The sequence below is a fragment of the Candidatus Dechloromonas phosphoritropha genome (genome assembly GCA_016722705.1).
Lineage (GTDB): Bacteria > Pseudomonadota > Gammaproteobacteria > Burkholderiales > Rhodocyclaceae > Azonexus > Azonexus phosphoritrophus.
The window spans coordinates 1,085,348-1,101,776 of sequence record JADKGN010000004.1 but is presented as its reverse complement, the minus strand read 5'-3'; the positions used below and the strand labels follow the sequence as shown (position 1 = coordinate 1,101,776).

The 16,429-nt window shown below is 60.8% G+C and carries 14 protein-coding genes and 1 pseudogene; 11 read left to right on the top strand and 4 right to left on the bottom strand.

Features of this window, described 5'->3' with window-relative positions:
* The first annotated feature begins 24 nt into the window (after window positions 1-24).
* The gene (locus IPP03_11040) at window positions 25-699 is read left to right on the top strand and encodes a response regulator transcription factor (GenBank protein ID MBL0353160.1); all 675 of its coding nucleotides are present in this window, start codon (window positions 25-27) and stop codon (window positions 697-699) included.
* On the opposite strand, the gene IPP03_11035 is transcribed toward IPP03_11040, so the two are convergent.
* From IPP03_11035 to IPP03_11020, 4 genes are read right to left on the bottom strand one after another with little or no spacing between them, the layout of a single operon-like run.
* Window positions 669-2,765, bottom strand: a complete 2,097-nt coding sequence (locus IPP03_11035; protein ID MBL0353159.1) for a hypothetical protein — start codon at window positions 2,763-2,765, stop codon at window positions 669-671. The two genes, IPP03_11040 and IPP03_11035, sit on opposite strands and share 31 nt — an antisense overlap.
* A complete protein-coding gene (locus tag IPP03_11030; protein ID MBL0353158.1) occupies window positions 2,762-3,001 on the bottom strand; it encodes a hypothetical protein in 240 nt (79 codons plus the stop codon). The genes IPP03_11035 and IPP03_11030 overlap by 4 nt, the downstream gene beginning before the upstream one ends.
* Before the next feature lie 17 nt (window positions 3,002-3,018).
* On the bottom strand, window positions 3,019-4,212 hold the full coding sequence (locus IPP03_11025) for an FAD-binding protein (GenBank protein ID MBL0353157.1): 1,194 nt from the start codon (window positions 4,210-4,212) through the stop codon (window positions 3,019-3,021).
* Between the two features lie 8 nt (window positions 4,213-4,220).
* Window positions 4,221-5,522: a hypothetical protein gene (locus tag IPP03_11020; protein ID MBL0353156.1), complete on the bottom strand. Its 1,302-nt coding sequence runs from the start codon at window positions 5,520-5,522 to the stop codon at window positions 4,221-4,223.
* 131 nt (window positions 5,523-5,653) lie between these two features.
* Between IPP03_11020 and IPP03_11015 the strand changes: the two genes are divergently transcribed.
* From IPP03_11015 to IPP03_10970, 10 genes and pseudogenes are all read left to right on the top strand, one after another.
* Complete coding sequence (locus tag IPP03_11015) at window positions 5,654-7,000, top strand: branched-chain amino acid ABC transporter substrate-binding protein (GenBank protein ID MBL0353155.1); 1,347 nt, start codon at window positions 5,654-5,656, stop codon at window positions 6,998-7,000.
* Between the two features lie 70 nt (window positions 7,001-7,070).
* Window positions 7,071-7,994 carry a branched-chain amino acid ABC transporter permease gene (locus IPP03_11010; protein ID MBL0353154.1) on the top strand — a complete coding sequence of 308 codons (924 nt, stop codon included), beginning with the start codon at window positions 7,071-7,073 and terminating at the stop codon, window positions 7,992-7,994.
* Window positions 7,991-9,049: an ABC transporter ATP-binding protein gene (locus tag IPP03_11005; GenBank protein ID MBL0353153.1), complete on the top strand. Its 1,059-nt coding sequence runs from the start codon at window positions 7,991-7,993 to the stop codon at window positions 9,047-9,049. Before IPP03_11010 ends, IPP03_11005 begins: the two co-directional genes overlap by 4 nt.
* A gap of 633 nt (window positions 9,050-9,682) precedes the next feature.
* On the top strand, window positions 9,683-10,507 hold the full coding sequence (locus tag IPP03_11000; protein ID MBL0353152.1) for an ABC transporter ATP-binding protein: 825 nt from the start codon (window positions 9,683-9,685) through the stop codon (window positions 10,505-10,507).
* A 58-nt stretch (window positions 10,508-10,565) separates the two neighbouring features.
* Window positions 10,566-11,147 (top strand): RNA polymerase sigma factor, encoded by a 582-nt coding sequence (locus IPP03_10995; protein MBL0353151.1) that lies wholly within the window; start codon window positions 10,566-10,568, stop codon window positions 11,145-11,147.
* Entirely contained in the window at window positions 11,144-11,905 is a 762-nt protein-coding gene (locus IPP03_10990) for a hypothetical protein (protein ID MBL0353150.1), read from the top strand. Before IPP03_10995 ends, IPP03_10990 begins: the two co-directional genes overlap by 4 nt.
* Window positions 11,906-11,965: 60 nt before the next feature.
* Complete coding sequence (locus IPP03_10985) at window positions 11,966-12,730, top strand: hypothetical protein (protein MBL0353149.1); 765 nt, start codon at window positions 11,966-11,968, stop codon at window positions 12,728-12,730.
* A gap of 34 nt (window positions 12,731-12,764) precedes the next feature.
* Window positions 12,765-13,001: pseudogene (locus tag IPP03_10980) on the top strand (ABC transporter ATP-binding protein).
* A gap of 338 nt (window positions 13,002-13,339) precedes the next feature.
* Window positions 13,340-15,538, top strand: a complete 2,199-nt coding sequence (locus IPP03_10975; protein MBL0353148.1) for an ATP-binding domain-containing protein — start codon at window positions 13,340-13,342, stop codon at window positions 15,536-15,538.
* Between the two features lie 25 nt (window positions 15,539-15,563).
* Window positions 15,564-16,247 carry a DUF2290 domain-containing protein gene (locus IPP03_10970; GenBank protein ID MBL0353147.1) on the top strand — a complete coding sequence of 228 codons (684 nt, stop codon included), beginning with the start codon at window positions 15,564-15,566 and terminating at the stop codon, window positions 16,245-16,247.
* Window positions 16,248-16,429: the final 182 nt, after the last annotated feature.

Here is a 16,429-nt window from a genome sequence, read left to right as displayed (position 1 = left end):
ACGCACGATGACTGCAGGGGAGGCATGCACAAGCTTCTGGTGATTGAAGACCACACGTTGGTCCGCGAGGGGCTGGTGAACCTGCTCGCGCAGGTGGAGGAGGGGGTCGTCGTGGCCGACAGGCCGGATTTCGAGTCGGCGCTCGCACTCCTCGAAGACGAGGACGAAGTCGACCTGATCCTGCTCGACCTCGCCTTGCCCGGGATCGATGGGTTCGCCGGCCTCGACATACTGCGCCGGCGCTACCCGGCGATTCCGGTCGTCGCCGTCTCGGCATTCGACGATCGGCCGACCGTCGCCCGCGTGATGAATCTCGGTGCTTCCGGGTTCATCCCGAAATCCTTTTCCGGAGAACAACTGCTCGCCGCGGTGCGCCGGGTTCTGGCCGGCGAGATTTTCCGACCGCAGGGCGCCGGCAAAGGGGGGCACCTCGATGATCTCGTGCCGCTGCCGCCATCCGGCAGCGGTGGGGCGGGAGTCAGTCCCGCGGAGTTTGGACTGACCGAGCGCCAGGCACAGGTCCTGGCGCTGGTCGCACGAGGTCTTTCAAATCGCGAGATCGCCGGGCACCTCGACCTTTCGGAAGGTACCGTCAAGATCCACGTGACGGCGATCCTCAAGACACTCGGCGTTGCCAGCCGCACCCAGGCGTTGATCGCCGTGATGCGCTACGGCATCGATCTCGGCGCGGCTTTCTGACGCTGGCCGAGCAGAGCCCGGAACTTGGCGGGCCGCACCGGCAGCGAAAGCAGGTGGCAATCTTGCGGCAGGGGAACCTCGTGACCGTCGTCAAGCGCGATGATCGGGGCACCCGTCGGGTCCGTCGCCCGCACCAGCGCGGCGAGGCTGGCCAGCGTAACGATGATGGACGGTCGCTGGCTTTCGGGCGCCCGGCCACCCCCAGTTGGATCATGGCTGATCTTATGGCGCCAGTTCACTGCCATTTCCATGCACGCCCGCAGATCGCTGCTGTTGCCGACGAAATGGATGGCCGCGCCGCTCGGCGCCGGCTCGGAAAGCCTGGCCACGGCTGGTGGCGGAGCCCTCTTGATCAGCAACCCGAATGTGCTGCCACGGCCGAGCGCCGAACGCAGATTGACCGCGATGCCCAGGGCCCGCGCCAGGCGGGTGACAATGGAGAGACCGAGACCCAGTCCCCGCTGCGCTTGGCGTGCCCGGTTCCCAATCTGGTAGAACTCGTCGAAGATGGCGTCGTGATGCTCGCTGGCGATACCGCAGCCATTGTCGCGAACTTCGATCAGCATATTTTCGCCACGTCGGCGCGTACCGACAAAGATCCGGCCGCCGGGAGCGGTATAGCGCAGCGCGTTGGCGATCAGGTTGGACAGGATGCGTTCGAGCAGCGCCGGGTCGGATTCAACCCAGACCCCGGTCGGCCTGAAAATGAGGGTTTGCTGGCGGTCGACCGCAACACCGCGGAACGACGTAGCCAGCCGCTCAAGGGTTGGGTTCAGCGCGAAGGCATGGATCTCGGTCCCTATTTCGGTAACGTCCAGCCTCGAGATGTCGAGCAGCGAATCGAACAGCTCGCGCAGCATGTCGGTCGACGCAGATATCTGCCTGGACAGCCGCGGCAATTCGTTGCTGTTGCCTGCCTGGATCTGTCGCTGCAGGTTGGTGGCGAAGAGCGCCAGCGCGTGCAGGGGCTGGCGCAGGTCGTGGCTGGCCGCGGCCAGGAAGCGGCTCTTGGCGCGGTTGGACTGTTCGGCCTGGTCCTTCTGCAGCGACAGTTCGGCGGTGGCGGCCTGGACGCGCGCCTCGAGCTGGTCCCGGCTGGCCGCCAGATCGTCGGTCAGCGCGTGCATGTCGCGAACCTGGCGACGCACCAGCAGCCCGCCGGCGAGCAGGATCAGGATGACGATGAAGGCGAGTATTCCAACTTGCGTAAGATGGCCGCGCCACGAGGCCAGCACGCTGGATTCGGGAAGGACGGTGAGCACGCGCAGGTCGGCGAAATCCGGTACCGGCGACACCGAAGCGATCAGTCCGTTGTCACGGGCGACACCGGTCGTCGGAAGCCAGCCGCGCAGCCGGCCGCCATAGAGAACATCGACCGCGAGGGCGCCGAGAATCGGCGATTGCTTGCTGAGCTCGGTCGGCCGGCAGGAGGCGACAACCTGCCCGCGGGCGTTGATGATGACCGATTCGAAATCCTCGGCCAGACGGTTGGACCAGCAATGGCCGGAAAAGTAGGCGGGCTCGATGGCGGCAGCGACGATACCGGCGAAGTCGCCTCCGGCGTCCTGGATGCGCCGCGCCAGGGCGTAGGTGTAGCGACCCGAAGTGCGGCCGATGAAGGGGCCGAAGCTGATGGTGGGCTTTCCCTGTTCGAGCGCGATGAAGTAGGGCCGGTCACGCACGTTGATGCGCGGCGGCGGGAAATAGGTCGAGATGAAGCGCTCCTCACCGTCGCGGCCAAAGATGATCAGGTCGCGCAACTGGGGCAGGGAGCGGGTATGACGCTCGGCGACGTAGCTCCAGCCGCGGCTGGACTCCCAGGTTGGCCACTCCGGATGATTGCTTGACAGGTCGGAAGCAATCTCGCGTAGCAGGATGTCCAGGGCTTCGTAGGTGCGCGCCGTGTGCTCGGCGAGCATCGTCCCGAAGTGTTCGGTCCGCGCCGTGCCGAGATCGATTTCGCGTTCGCGCGACAGCAACAGGTCGCCGAGGAGGAAGGCGACCACGGCGAGCGTGCCGGTCACGGCGACGATCAGGGCGAGCAGGTCGGGGCGACGACGGATCATAACGGCGACGGGTAGAAGAACCACGCCAGCGGCAAGACGGTGGCGTGGGCGATGCGCCATGGCCACGGTTGCCGGGACAGTGTCGCAAAGACGAAGGCGACAGCGCCGATCGCAAGCACCGTTTCGCGCCACGGCATGGCTTTGGCGGTCCAGCCGAAATAGGGCCAGGCCAGCGAAAGCACGAGAATGATCGCCGCTCCCTGCAGGGCCAGCTGGCGATAGGGCGTCAAGGGCATCCTGCGATTCTATGCCATCACGGTTCGGGCAGTATCTTTCCCGGGTTGAGTAGGTTTTGCGGATCGAGCGCAGTTTTCACTGCCCGCATCACGTCGACCGCAACGCTGCCATGTTCCGGGATCAGGTACTGCCGCTTGCCGAGGCCGATGCCATGCTCGCCGGTACAGGTGCCTTCCATGACGATGGCGCGGTCGACGACACGGCTGCCCGGCTTCAGTTGCAGGCAGGCGAAGTAGGCGTCGTGGCGTGCCTGCCACAGGCGGCTGCGGTCTTCCGGGCGGGTCGCCCAGGCGAAGTTGGCGCCGCCGAGATCGCCGGCGATGGCCTGCACGGTTTCCGCTTGCTCGGCGACCGAGGCCGGGCTGCCGTGGAATTCGAAAAATAGCGTCGGCGCCTCGGCCAGCGTGGTCTTGCTGAAGCGGTTGATGGCCTGCAGCGACAGCGCGTCGAGCAATTCGATGCGCGCCACCGGCACGCCGAGCTGGATGGTCTGGATGACCGTCTGCACGGCGGCGGCGATGCTCGGGAAGGTGCACACGGCGGCCGAGATGGCCTCGGGAATCGGGTAGAGCCTGACCGTCAGCTCGCTCATGATGCCGAGCGTGCCTTCCGAGCCGACCAGCAGGCGAGTCAGGTCGTAACCGGCCGACGACTTGCGGGCGCGGCCGCCGGTTTTCATGATGCGGCCGTCGGCGAGCACGGTCGTCGTCGCCAGCACGTTGTCCTTCATCGTCCCGTAGCGCACGGCATTGGTGCCGGAAGCGCGGGTCGCCGCCATGCCGCCGAGCGTTGCATCGGCACCGGGGTCGATGGGAAAGAACAGGCCAGTGCCCTTCAGCGCATCGTTGAGCTGCTTGCGCGTGACGCCGGCCTCGACCACCGCATCGCCATCTTCGGCGTGGATGGCGATGACCCGGTTCATGCCCGAAAGGTCGAGCGAGATGCCGCCGCCCGGCGCCAGCACATGGCCTTCGACCGAACTGCCGACGCCGTAGGGGATGATCGGTACGCCGTGTTCAGCGCAGAGCCCGACGGTCAACGCAACTTCTTCAGTGCTTTCAGCCATGACGACGCCGTCGGGCAGCGCCGGTTGATGGACCGATTCGTCGCGTCCGTGCTGCAGGCGTGTTGAGTCCCCGCTGGAAAAGCGGGAACCGAAATGTCCGGCAAGCGACTGTCTCAGGCCTTGCGGCAATGATGAAGCAGGCATCGCCTTACTCAAGAAGAAAGAAAACCGGTGGCGTTATCGAGGTCACTTTGGGTACGGCCGTCGTGCAGTGCGTTCACGAACTTGCGCCAGGCAAGGTCAGGCTCGCCGATCTGGAATCCGTAGCGGTGGCTGCCTCCGAATTCCTGGTCCTGGACATTGCGCACCAGCAGCAGCGATGCCTCCTGGCGGCCAAGCTGGATCAGTGCGGTCAGCCAGGTGCCGGGCTGCACGGGCTGGCGGGCTTGGGCGCGGAAACCGTAGCGCGAAACGTCGCTGACCTCGATCGTGATCGCCGCTTCCTTACCTTCGGTGGATGACAGGCGTCCGGGACACCTGACCGAAAAGCGCCGGTGCTGGCGGACCATCGCGGCGCCGGTCGGCAGCGACAGCGGCGGCAATACCTTCCGGAAGTCGGGCAGATCGTAGATGGCGTGCAGAAGCATCTTCTTGCGGTCGCTCAAGGTGGCGAAGACATTAGTCTTCCGGTTAAAGAAATGGTCGATCAGATCCGGAGTCATGAGCGGATCGTTGGCTGTGAAAAAGCGGCGGTCGGGCATTTTGATGTTGGGTAGCCGCATGACCATGAAATAGTGGTGGAGGTTCCGGCGCAGCGGCCTCTCGCCATAGCACTTGCGTAGGAGTTCTGGCGCGTTCCTGAGATCCAGTGTGGCGCCGACGGCGGGCGCGCCATTGACGAAGTCGTAGCCGGGAACGACGTTTGCCGAAAGGCGCCGGAAGAAAAGCAGCGCTTCGTAGGTCTCGATATGCCGCGGATTGACGGCGATGACCAGGTGCCGAGTGTCGAAGAAGGTCGTGCAGTGCTCGTACAGGCACTTCATCAGTGGCATCAGGATCATTCCACCCCGCTGCTGGAAAGCAGGATCGATGGCCAGTCCCGACACCTCGGCAATGTTGCCGCGTTTGGCGCGCACGCTGGTCAGGTCGAAAGCCCGCTGCAGCGGAAGGCCGATGGCGCTCTCGCGAATCAGCGACAGCGTCCCGACGACCTTGTTGTCGAACAGCGCGCACAGCGTGGTCGTCGTCGGCAACGCGTTATAGACGGTCACCCGCATTCGCGAGGGATCGGGCTCCATGTAGCCGCTCCGGACATAGGCATCGTGCAGCAGCCGGAAACAGCCCTCGAACTCTTCGCGGGTTTCGGCGATCTTGAAAATCAGCCGCGAACTGGGGGTGGGATCGTAATGTGCAAAGTAGCGCAGGACGCGATACCTCCTCCGGCGCGGAAGCGGCAGAAGAAGCCGCCGAAGCGCCCGCTCGGTGATGTCCTTCAGGAGTCGATTGGGCCACATCGCGTATGCCAGAATGTTGTCCTTGTCCAATGTCATCATAGCACCTTGTTATTGACACGGCTCCGACGGCTCCGGACAATCGGACGTCAGTATTTTTTCTTCGCACCATCAACAAGTCAGGAGACTCATCGATGCAAGCAAAGCTTTCCGCAATTGCCCTCTCCGCTGTCGCCGCCCTTGCCCTCGGCGCCTGCGGCAAGAAAGAAGAGCCGAAGCAGGTAGTGGCCCCGGCGGCGCCGGCGCCCGTCGCCATGCCGGTAATCGTCGTCAAGCTCGGTCACGTGGCGCCGATGACTGGCCCGCAGGCCCACCTCGGGAAGGACAACGAATACGGAGCACTCCTGGCGGTCGAGGAGTTGAATGCCCGCGGCCTGGAAATCGGCGGTGCCAAGGTAACGTTCGAATTGCTCGGTGAAGACGACCAGGCTGACCCGAAACAGGGATCCATCGTTGCCCAGAAGCTGGTCGACGCCAAGGTCGCCGGCGTCATCGGCCACCTGAATTCCGGCACCACCATTCCGGCTTCCAAGCTGTATTCAGACGCCGGCATCCCGCAGATTTCCGGATCGGCAACCAACCCGAAATACACGCAGCAGGGCTTCAAGACGACTTTCCGCGTGATGGCCAACGATGTCCAGCAGGGCAAGGCACTGGGCGAGTTCGCCGCCAGGCAGGGCTTCAGGACCGTCGCCGTCGTCGATGACCGTACCGCCTACGGTCAGGGTCTCGCCGACGAGTTCAAGAAGGCGGCGGAGGCCGCCGGCCTCAAGGTCGTGGCGACCGAGTACACCAACGACAAGGCAACCGACTTCAAGGCCATCCTGACCAAGATCAAGTCAACCAAGCCGGATCTCGTCTTCTTCGGCGGCATGGACGCCCAGGGCGGCCCGATGACCAAGCAGATGAAGGAACTCGGCATCAAGGCCAGGTTCCTCGGCGGCGATGGCGTCTGTACGCCGGAGTTCATGAAGCTGGGCGGCGAGGCAACCGAAGGCAATTATTGCTCGCTGCCGGGCATGCCGCTGGAGAAACTGGCCAAGGGACCGGAATTCCGCGACAAGTTCACCAAGAAGTTCGGCGCCGATATCCAGCTCTACGCGCCCTACGTCTACGATGCCGTGATGGTGGCGGCCGATTCGATGAAGCGCGCCGATTCCGTCGAGCCGGCGAAGTACCTGCCCGAGGTTGGAAAAACCAATTATGACGGCGTGACCGCATTGATCGCTTTCGATGAGTTCGGCGACCTCAAGGGTGGCGCGATCTCGGTCTATCAGTACAAGGGCGGCAAGCTTGAATATGTCGAGACCCTCGGGGGTGGTGCCCCCGGTGCGGTGAAGGAAGCCGCGGCCGAAGTCAAGGAGACCGCCAAGACGGTTGCCGGTGCGGCGACCGATGCCGGCAAGGAAGCGGTCAAGGCCGGTGCGGAGGCGGTGAAGGACGCTGCCGATGCAACCAAGGCGGCGGTCGAGAAGAAGTAAGGACGGTTCGGGCTGAACAAAACGGCACCGCAAGGTGCCGTTTGTTTCTGCTCCGGTCGACCTTCCCAAAATGGATATTTTCCTCCAGCAGATCATCAACGGCCTCGTTCAGGGCAGTATTTACGCCCTCGTCGCGCTCGGCTACACGATGGTGTACGGCATCATGGGCCTGATCAATTTCGCCCACGGTGAAGTGGTGATGATCGGCACGCTGGTCGCGATCACGGTGGCCAGCTTTCTCATCAAGGTCGGCATGCCGGTGGCGCTGGCCGGCCTCGCCGGCCTGAGCGCCTCGGTGCTGGCCTGCATGGCGCTCGGCTGGAGCCTGGAACGCCTCGCCTATCGGCCGCTGCGCGGTTCGCCACGCCTGACCCCGCTGATTACGGCGATCGGCATGTCGATCGTCCTGCAGAATCTGGCGATGATCGTCTGGGGGCGCAATTACATGACCTTCCCGTCGTTGCTGCCCAAGATCAATTTCGAGGTGGCCGGCGCTAACTTCACGGTCGTCCAGGTCGTCATCGTCGTTGTTTCCGCGCTGACCATGGGCGCGCTGGTGTTTCTTGTCTATCGCACCAAGCTTGGCATGGCGATGCGCGCCACCGCCCAGAATCCGCAGGTAGCCAGCCTGATGGGCGTCAACAGCAACCGCGTGATCGCAGCCGCCTTCGTCATCGGGTCGGCGCTGGCGGCGCTGGCCGGCGTCATGGTCGGCAGCTACTACGAAATCGCCCACTACCAGATGGGCTTCATGCTCGGCCTCAAGGCGTTCACCGCCGCCGTGCTCGGCGGCATCGGCAATCTTGCCGGCGCGATGGCGGGCGGCATTCTGCTTGGCATCATCGAGGCGCTCGGCGCCGGCTATATCGGCGACCTGACCGGCGGCTTCCTCGGCAGCCATTACCAGGACATTTTCGCTTTCGTCGTGCTGATCGTCGTATTGATGTTCAAGCCCTCCGGCCTGTTCGGCGAAAAGACCGGGGACCGGGCATGAACAAGTGGCTCGCTCCGCGTTCGGCGATCGGCATCCTGTTGATCGCTGCGGCGCTGATCGCGCTGCCCTTCGTTGCCGCGCTGGGCGGGCAGGCGTGGGTGCGCATCCTCAATTTCGCAATTCTTTACGTTTTCCTGGCACTCGGCCTCAACATCGTCGTTGGCTTCGCCGGCCTGCTCGATCTCGGCTACATCGCTTTCTACGCCGTCGGCGCCTATGTCTATGCGCTGCTCGCCAGCCCGCACTTCGGCCTGCACTGGCCGTTTTGGGTCATTCTGCCGATCGGCGCCGCCGTCGCCTGTGTCTTCGGGGTCCTGCTCGGCTCGCCAACGCTCAAGTTGCGCGGCGACTATCTGGCCATTGTGACCCTCGGCTTTGGCGAAATCGTGCGCATTTTTCTCAACAATCTCAACGCGCCGATCAATGTCACCAACGGGCCACAGGGGATCACCCTGATCGACCCGGTGGCGATCGGGGATTTCAGGTTTTCCGGCACCAGCGAGATTCTTGGCATTTCTCTGAGTGGACCGCAGAAGTACTATTTTCTGCTGGTCGCGCTGGCAATTTTTATCATCATCATCAATCTGCGGCTGCAGCATTCGCGGATCGGCCGCGCCTGGCAGGCGATCCGCGAAGACGAAATCGCCGCCAAGGCGGTCGGCATCAATACCCGCAACATCAAGCTGCTGGCTTTCGCGATGGGCGCCAGTTTCGGCGGCATCGCCGGCGGCATTTTCTCGGCGATGCAGGGCTTCGTCTCGCCGGAGAGTTTTTCGCTGATCGAGTCGATCATGATTCTCGCCATGGTTGTGCTCGGTGGCATGGGGCACATCCCCGGCGTGATTCTCGGGGCGGTGCTGCTGACTGTCCTGCCGGAGGTTTTACGCTACGGCGTCGGGCCCCTCCAGGTCGCCGTTTTCGGCAAGATGCTGATCGATCCGGAAAGCCTGCGCATGCTGGTCTTCGGTCTCGCGCTGGTTCTCGTCATGCGTTTCAAGCCGGCCGGGCTGTGGCCTTCGCCCGAGCGCAAGCGCGAACTGCAGGGTGACGCCTGATGGCCGAGGCGCTGCTCGAGGCGCGCGCGGTCGCCAAGCACTTCGGCGGCGTCAAGGCGCTGCGCGATGTCTCCCTGATCATCCGGCAAGGCGAGATTTACGGCCTCATCGGACCCAACGGCGCCGGGAAAACCACCTTCTTCAACTGCATGACCGGGCTTTACGTCCCGGATGGTGGTGGCTTCACCTTCGCCGGTGCGCCGCTGCTCGCCGATGCGCCGCACAAGGCCGCCGAACGCGGCATTGCCCGGACATTCCAGAATATCCGCCTGTTCGCCAACATGACCGCACTCGAGAACGTCATGGTCGGCCGTCATGTGCGGACCCGTGCCGGCGTTTTCGGCGCGATGCTGCTGAATGCCGCGACGCGTGAGGAGGAAGCAGCCATCCGCCAGCGCGCCGTCGAGTTGCTGCATTACGTGAATATTGCCGATCGTGCCGACGAACTCGCCAAGAACCTCTCCTACGGCGATCAGCGCCGGCTGGAAATCGCCCGGGCGCTGGCGACCGAGCCCAGCCTGCTCTGTCTCGACGAGCCGGCGGCGGGCATGAACGCGACCGAAACCGGGGAACTGCGTACCCTGATCGACGGCATCCGGCGCGACGGCACGACCGTCCTGCTCATCGAGCATGATGTCAAGCTGGTCATGGGCCTCTGTGACCGGGTCGCCGTCCTCGACTACGGCGCCCTCGTCATTGAGGACGTCCCGGCGGTGGTGCAAAAGGATCAACGCGTCATTGAGGCTTACCTCGGTGCTTGAGGTTACCGGACTCCATGTCGCATACGGCGGAATCCAGGCCGTGCGTAGCATCACCTTTCACGTGAACGAAGGCGAGACGGTCGCCCTGATCGGCGCCAACGGCGCCGGCAAGACCAGCACGCTGAAGGCCTTGGCGCGGGTCATTGATGCCGTCGGCGGCGACGTTCATTTCTGCGGCGAGAATATCACGCGCATCGCCTCGCACGACATCATCCGCAAGGGCATCGCGCTGGTGCCAGAAGGGCGCGGCGTCTTTCCCCGCCTGAGCGTCGCCGAAAACCTGGCGATGGGCGCCTTCATACGCAATGATGCGGTCGACATCGAAAAAGACCTGAAAATGGTCTATGACTACTTCCCGCGCCTCAAGGAACGCATCGGTCAGCTCGCCGGCACCCTTTCCGGTGGCGAACAGCAGATGCTGGCGATCGGCCGCGCCCTGATGAGCCGCCCGCGGCTGCTCCTGCTCGACGAGCCATCGATGGGCCTGGCGCCGCTCATGGTCAACAAGATATTCGAGGTCGTCCGCGCTGTCGCCAGCCAGGGCATGACCATTCTCCTGATCGAGCAGAACGCCAGGCTGGCCCTGCAGACCAGCCAGCGCGGCTATGTCATGGAAAGCGGCGAAATCACGCTAAATGGCGAGGCGGCGCAACTTCTCGACGACCCGAAGGTGCGCGCCGCCTATCTCGGCGAGTGAGCTGCACGGATTCACAGCGGCCAGCCGAAAAACCCCTTTTGCCGGAACGCATCGTTTGATGGAAGAGGACGCCAGAAGCGACGAACAGTTGATGCTTGCCTACGGCGCCGGCAACGCCGCGGCATTCGAGGTTCTGTACGGCCGTTGGCGACGCCAGATCTACCGGTTTCTGCTTCGCCAGTGCGCCAGCACCGGTAGCGCCGAAGAGTTGTACCAGGATGTCTGGTTGCGGGTGGTCAATGGCCGTCGTCAGTACACGGTGACGGCAAAGTTTTCGACGTGGCTCTTTCGTATCGCCCGCAATCGCCTCATCGACCACTGGCGTTCGGAGAGCCGGAAGCCCATCGTTGAGATGGTCATGACGGATGATGGCGAAGCTGACCCTTTGGACAAGGTCGCGGCACCGGATGAACTGCAGCCGGAGAAGATCATGGAGAGAAAAGAGCGGGCGCGCCTGCTGGTTGGCGCCGTCGAAGGGCTGCCCGACGCGCAGCGCGAAGCCTTCCTGATGCACGAGGAGGGCGGCCTGACGATCGACGAAATTGCCACGTTGACCGGCGTCGGCCACGAAACAGCCAAGAGCCGCCTGCGCTATGCCATGACCCGGCTGCGCGCCCAACTGACGGAGTGCAGACCATGACGGCCGGCGACGACCGCGATGTCACGAAGCTTTACCACGAAGGCTCTGCTGAAGAGCCGCCGGCCGCGCTTGACAGCGCCATCCTCAAGGCCGCCAGGGAGAGTGTTGCGCCCGCCAAAATGCCGAAGAAACCCTGGTGGTTACGCTTTGCGCTGCCGCTGCAACTTGCCTTGTCGGCGGTGCTGGTCATCATGCTTGCCATGACGGTGGACCGGAATCCGCCGGACATCCCGCCGCTGACGGCAACGGTGGAATCGCCGCAGGCGCCCGCCGCCGCCCCGGCCAAGGCAGCGCCGCCCGTCGCCGCTGAGGCGGGGGAGGTGCCTGCGGCGCCGCAGGCAAACGAAGCCAGGGCCCGGCTACCGGCGTCCGTGGGGTCGACTACGCTCGCTCCAAGGGCTGACCGCAAGGCCGAGGCGGCTCCCTCCGCGGTGCTCGTCCCGGGGCGAAGCGAACGCGCTTCCGACGAAAAAGCGCTGGCCAAGGATGCTGCTGCACTAGTCGGCGGGCGGTCGCAGGAAGCTGCGACACCGGGACCGCCATCGACTGGCTCCGTGCCCGGTGTTTCACCGTCAGCCGAAGCGCCAGTTGCAAAGCGGATGACCGTGGCCAGGAGCCCGTCTGACTGGCTGTCCGCCATTGAGCGCCTTGCCGGCGCCGGAGAAAAAACGGCGGCGCGCAGCGAGCTTGAGTCATTCCGCAAGGCTTACCCCGAATACCCAGTCCCTGACAGAATCGAAAAACTGCTTGCGCCTTAACCCCGTTGTGGCGAACCCCTCGTTTAAGAAGGTGAAGCCAACCACCACGAGGAGCAAGCCATGAAGTCCATTCTGTCCATTTTCGCAGCCGCGCTATTCTGCTGCGCCGCCCCGGCCGCCGAAGCGTCGATGGTCGCCGACCTATCAATTGTCAACCGGAGCACGGGCGAACGCCTTCAGACCTACAGGCACGGCGGCAAGCTCTATGTCGCGGGAAAACCCGGCGACCGCTATGCGCTTGAACTCCGAAACCGCACCGGGGAGCGGCTGCTGACGGTGGTTTCCGTCGATGGCGTCAATGTCGTTTCGGGCGAGACCGCTTCGGCCAGCCAACGCGGCTACGTCCTTGCACCGGGGGGATCGACGGAGATCGCCGGCTGGCGAAAATCCACCCAGGATGTTGCGGCCTTCTACTTCACCGCCCTGCCGGATTCCTACGCTGCCCGCACGAACCGGCCGACGAATGTCGGGGTGATCGGGATTGCCGCCTTCCGTGAATACCGCGAACCAGTCGTCTCAAGCCAGGAAAGCACCCTTGGGGGATCGCGCATGGACTCGGCACCAGCCGCCACCGCCGCAAACAAGGCCGAGGCGAAGCGTAGCGCCGGTGTTGAGGAAAGGCTTGGCACCGGGCACGGGGAACGGCTTTACGCTCCCGCTCAGCAAGTCGAGTTCCGCAAGGCAAGCGAGCGGCCGGACAATATCATCACGGTCTATTACGACTCGCATGAAAATCTGCGGGCGCAGGGAATCATTCCGATAGTCCGCCGGCGCCCGACGCCGAATCCATTCCCGACCGACAGATTCGTTCCGGACCCTTCTTGACGAATTTGCTGCGATCGGCGAGGTCGTGACGTCGCTGCTCGATGAGCCATCGATGGGTCTGGCGCCGCTCATGGTTCAGAAGATATTCGAAGTCATCCGCGCCGTCGCTGCGCAAGGCATGACCATCCGGCTGATCGAGCAAAACGCCAGGCTGGCGCTGCAAACCAGCCAGCGCGGCTACATCATGGAAAGCGGCGAGATCACGCTGAACGGCGAAGCCGCGCTGTTGCTCGACGCCCCGAAGGTGCTCGCCGCCTATCTCGGCCAGTGAGTCGCGAGCGTTTGCAGTGGGTGGCGAAAAGCTGACGGTCGACTGTCGGTTCTGAATGTCTCGGGGTCGGCCTGAACAGACGGTGGCGTTCCCCTCTGAATCGGTCTGCAATGCTCTGGTTACCCGGCCCTCCTCACCAAATCGTGCTGAAGCAACCGGTAGTATCACACGCCTCGGATGGCGGAGAAACACCCAGTCCATTGCATAGACATGAGCGACGACTTGCTGCAGTTTGCCGCTCAACTAGTCCGGAAGTCGTATACTGCATCGTTCGGGTGAGTCGTTCGAACGGTTCCTCATCGATCACTCACGTCAACCCACACTACATAGAAAACACAATGACGAACAGTTTTTCGTTTCTCGCTGGCTCGCTCGCATTGGAGAACAGACCGTTCCATTTCAAGGTGGCAGATCTCATTCGAGCCGCGTTTGCTAACTGCCACGGTTATGTTGGATACAAGTTGACGACCCTTGGTCGAGCATCAGATGACGATGTCCCATCATTTATTGTTGTCACTCAGGAACATGGAATTATTCTCATCGACGTTATTGAAGAGAGGGTTTCCAACGTAATTCAATCTGATAGCACCGAGTATTGGAAATCGGATTCCGGCAACACTTTCGTCGCTCGGAATCTAGTGCTCGATATCTATCACGAAGAGGTTCAGAGCCGGTTAAAGAATGATCTCTCCTTGTATGACCGGAAGGCCAAGAAGGCGAAGACGCCGATTATATCCGCGCTCGTCTTTTGCTCAAACGAGGCAACAGAACTTGACAAGTTTGTCCAACCGGATGAATTCGATATAGCGGGTCTGACGATTGATTCGTTGGATGCTTGGCTTAAAGGATTGATCCAGAGCTATGGCTGCACAGAACAAGAACTCGGCAGACTCTATGCGCTCCTCGAAGGTACTTTCATTTATGAGTCGAAGCACGCACCAATCGAAGAAGAGAGGCTCCTAACTGTCAACGATTACATTCGGAGGTCACTTCGGACTACGTTCAAGCAGGATGACGCGCAGCGTCTTGCCTCAATGCAGTTACCGCCCGGCCCACAGCGTATACGAGGTCTTGCTGGAACCGGCAAGACAATTGTTTTATGTTTGAAGGCTGCAATTACTCACAAACGATTTGCTGATTTCAAAATACTATACTTATTCAATACTCAAAGCCTGTACCACCATGTTCAAAGCCTAATTTCAAAATATTACACGCTGGAAGCAAAGAAGACTCCAGACTTCGCCGACCAGTTGCATGTCTTCCACGCTTGGGGTGGCAGGCAAAAACCTGGGCTTTATTCAGACCTATGCAGGCAGTATGGTCTCGTACCGCTAACGCTTGGCGACGTTCGCGGTCAAGGCGAATCCCTTGCCTATATCTATCGCGATCTTTTGTCGAAGGCTGGTGACTCCATTAAGCCAGAATACGACTTGATATTGATCGATGAGGCTCAAGATTTTCCCAGCGAAGTGTTCCAAGTTGTATTCAAGCTTGCAAAAGGCACTGGGGCGGAGAAGAGAATTATCTGGGCTTACGACGAGTTTCAATCTCTCCGAGACGCTGAAATTAAGGGACCGGCTGATCTGTTTGGAAGCGCCACAGACGGCACTCCCAATCTTCCAGACTCGATTCTCTCAGGAAAATATGCGGGAGACATTCCAAAAGACTTCGTGCTCCCAAATTGTTACAGAACACCCCGCCCAGTCCTGATGACCGCACACGGCATAGCGATGGGACTGTACACGAAGCAGCCGGTAGAAATGTTTTATCACCCGGCTGACTGGCAGGCCATTGGCTACCGCGTAAATGAGCCTCAAACACTTATGTTGACGCCCGGTGATAACGTCGAAATTGAGCGACCCGACGAAAACAGTCGGAACCTCCTTGAAGGGCTAATGCGTGAGAATGGAAAAAGTCCGCTGAATTTAGTTCAGAGTGAAGTTCTGGCCAAGGACAGCGAACAACTGGAATTCATTAAGACAAAAATAGAAAAGTTAATCTCGGAGGACGGTGTTGCGGCGGAAGAAATCATCATCGTTAACTTGAAGTCGGGAAACAACAAGGAAGCGATGCTTGCCATTCAGCGTGCCCTTAACTCTGTCGACATCAAGTCTGTTATCCCAGGATATGTTGAGAGTGCAGACGTTTTCAAACCGAAGGGATCTGTAACAATAACTACGCCATTCCGAGCAAAAGGAAATGAAGCAAATATTGTCTTCGTAATTAACGCACAGCGAGTGGCCGATGACTTTACTCTTAGAATGCGTAACGCATTTTTCGTTGCGGTCACGCGCTCGCGTGGCTGGTGCTACATAACGGGGTTCGGCACAGGAATGCAAAAATTAGCCAGCGAAATAACTGCGATTAAAACAGACCTCCCAAGTTTTCGCTTCATATGCCCAGATCAAGCTAGCGTACAGCGAGGAAAGACTTTTTTGAACAAGTCAGACAAAGAATTAGACAAGATTCAAGAATTGATGGAATTGCTGGATAAGAACCCGGAACTTCGGCAACTGATTGTTGAGCGGGCTAAATAAATGTGAGGAATCATCAGGGACGACCATGCGCCTAGCTCACGCTCGCCAAGGATTGAATAACGCAGTTGCGTACCTGCGTAACGAGATTCAAGTTAAAAATGTGATCGCGTCGGAGACCGACCGAACGATATCTTGGGTAGGCCGAACGACAGGAATTCTTAAGGGGGTCTATTACCCTCTCGAATATCAATTTCTGCTTGATCGTCAGCAGTACTCAGTACTGTTATCAGATGGATCGTTTTTTCAGTTCTCTTACCTATTTGATACAGAAGATAAGTTAAGACAAGCCCGCCTTGCATTTTTCCCGCCTCCTATTTCCACACGCGACAGCATAGAGGACCTGTTGGATGCTGCTGAGGGGGCGCTCGACCGCGAGGATGAGCGGCTATATGAGCACCTTTTCAACTGGACTGAGTGGCTTGAAATTAAGCAGCGGTCACCTTCAAATACTTCACACATTCGATTCGATTTTGACAGGGATGTGGCCTCGCATTGTCAATCGCATATCCAGTTTAGTGGAGTGCAAGAACTGCGCGTCCCGGCAGCCTTCTTTCCGCAGCCGTTGGCCTTCGTTCAGCTATGTGAAACTATGCTGCCAGGTATAGAAGCGATCAATGTTGGTCAACTAGGCTTCGAAAGAAACAATAGCCTTTCGCTCGAACGTCCCACTCAGTTAATCGCCTTGGGACATCTCGAAACTCCACCCTGAGATTGCAGCGTTGTGCGGGATGGTTCGATTGCGTGAAGATTGCACAGGCTTGGGCGGAGAATCTACTTCTATTCGGACCCCGAGACACACGGTGTGGACATGGCGAGGTTCGAAGGTCAGCGCTTTCAAGGCATATCAGAGCAGATGTTCGACGAGAACAACCGACGAGCGGCAGGAAACCG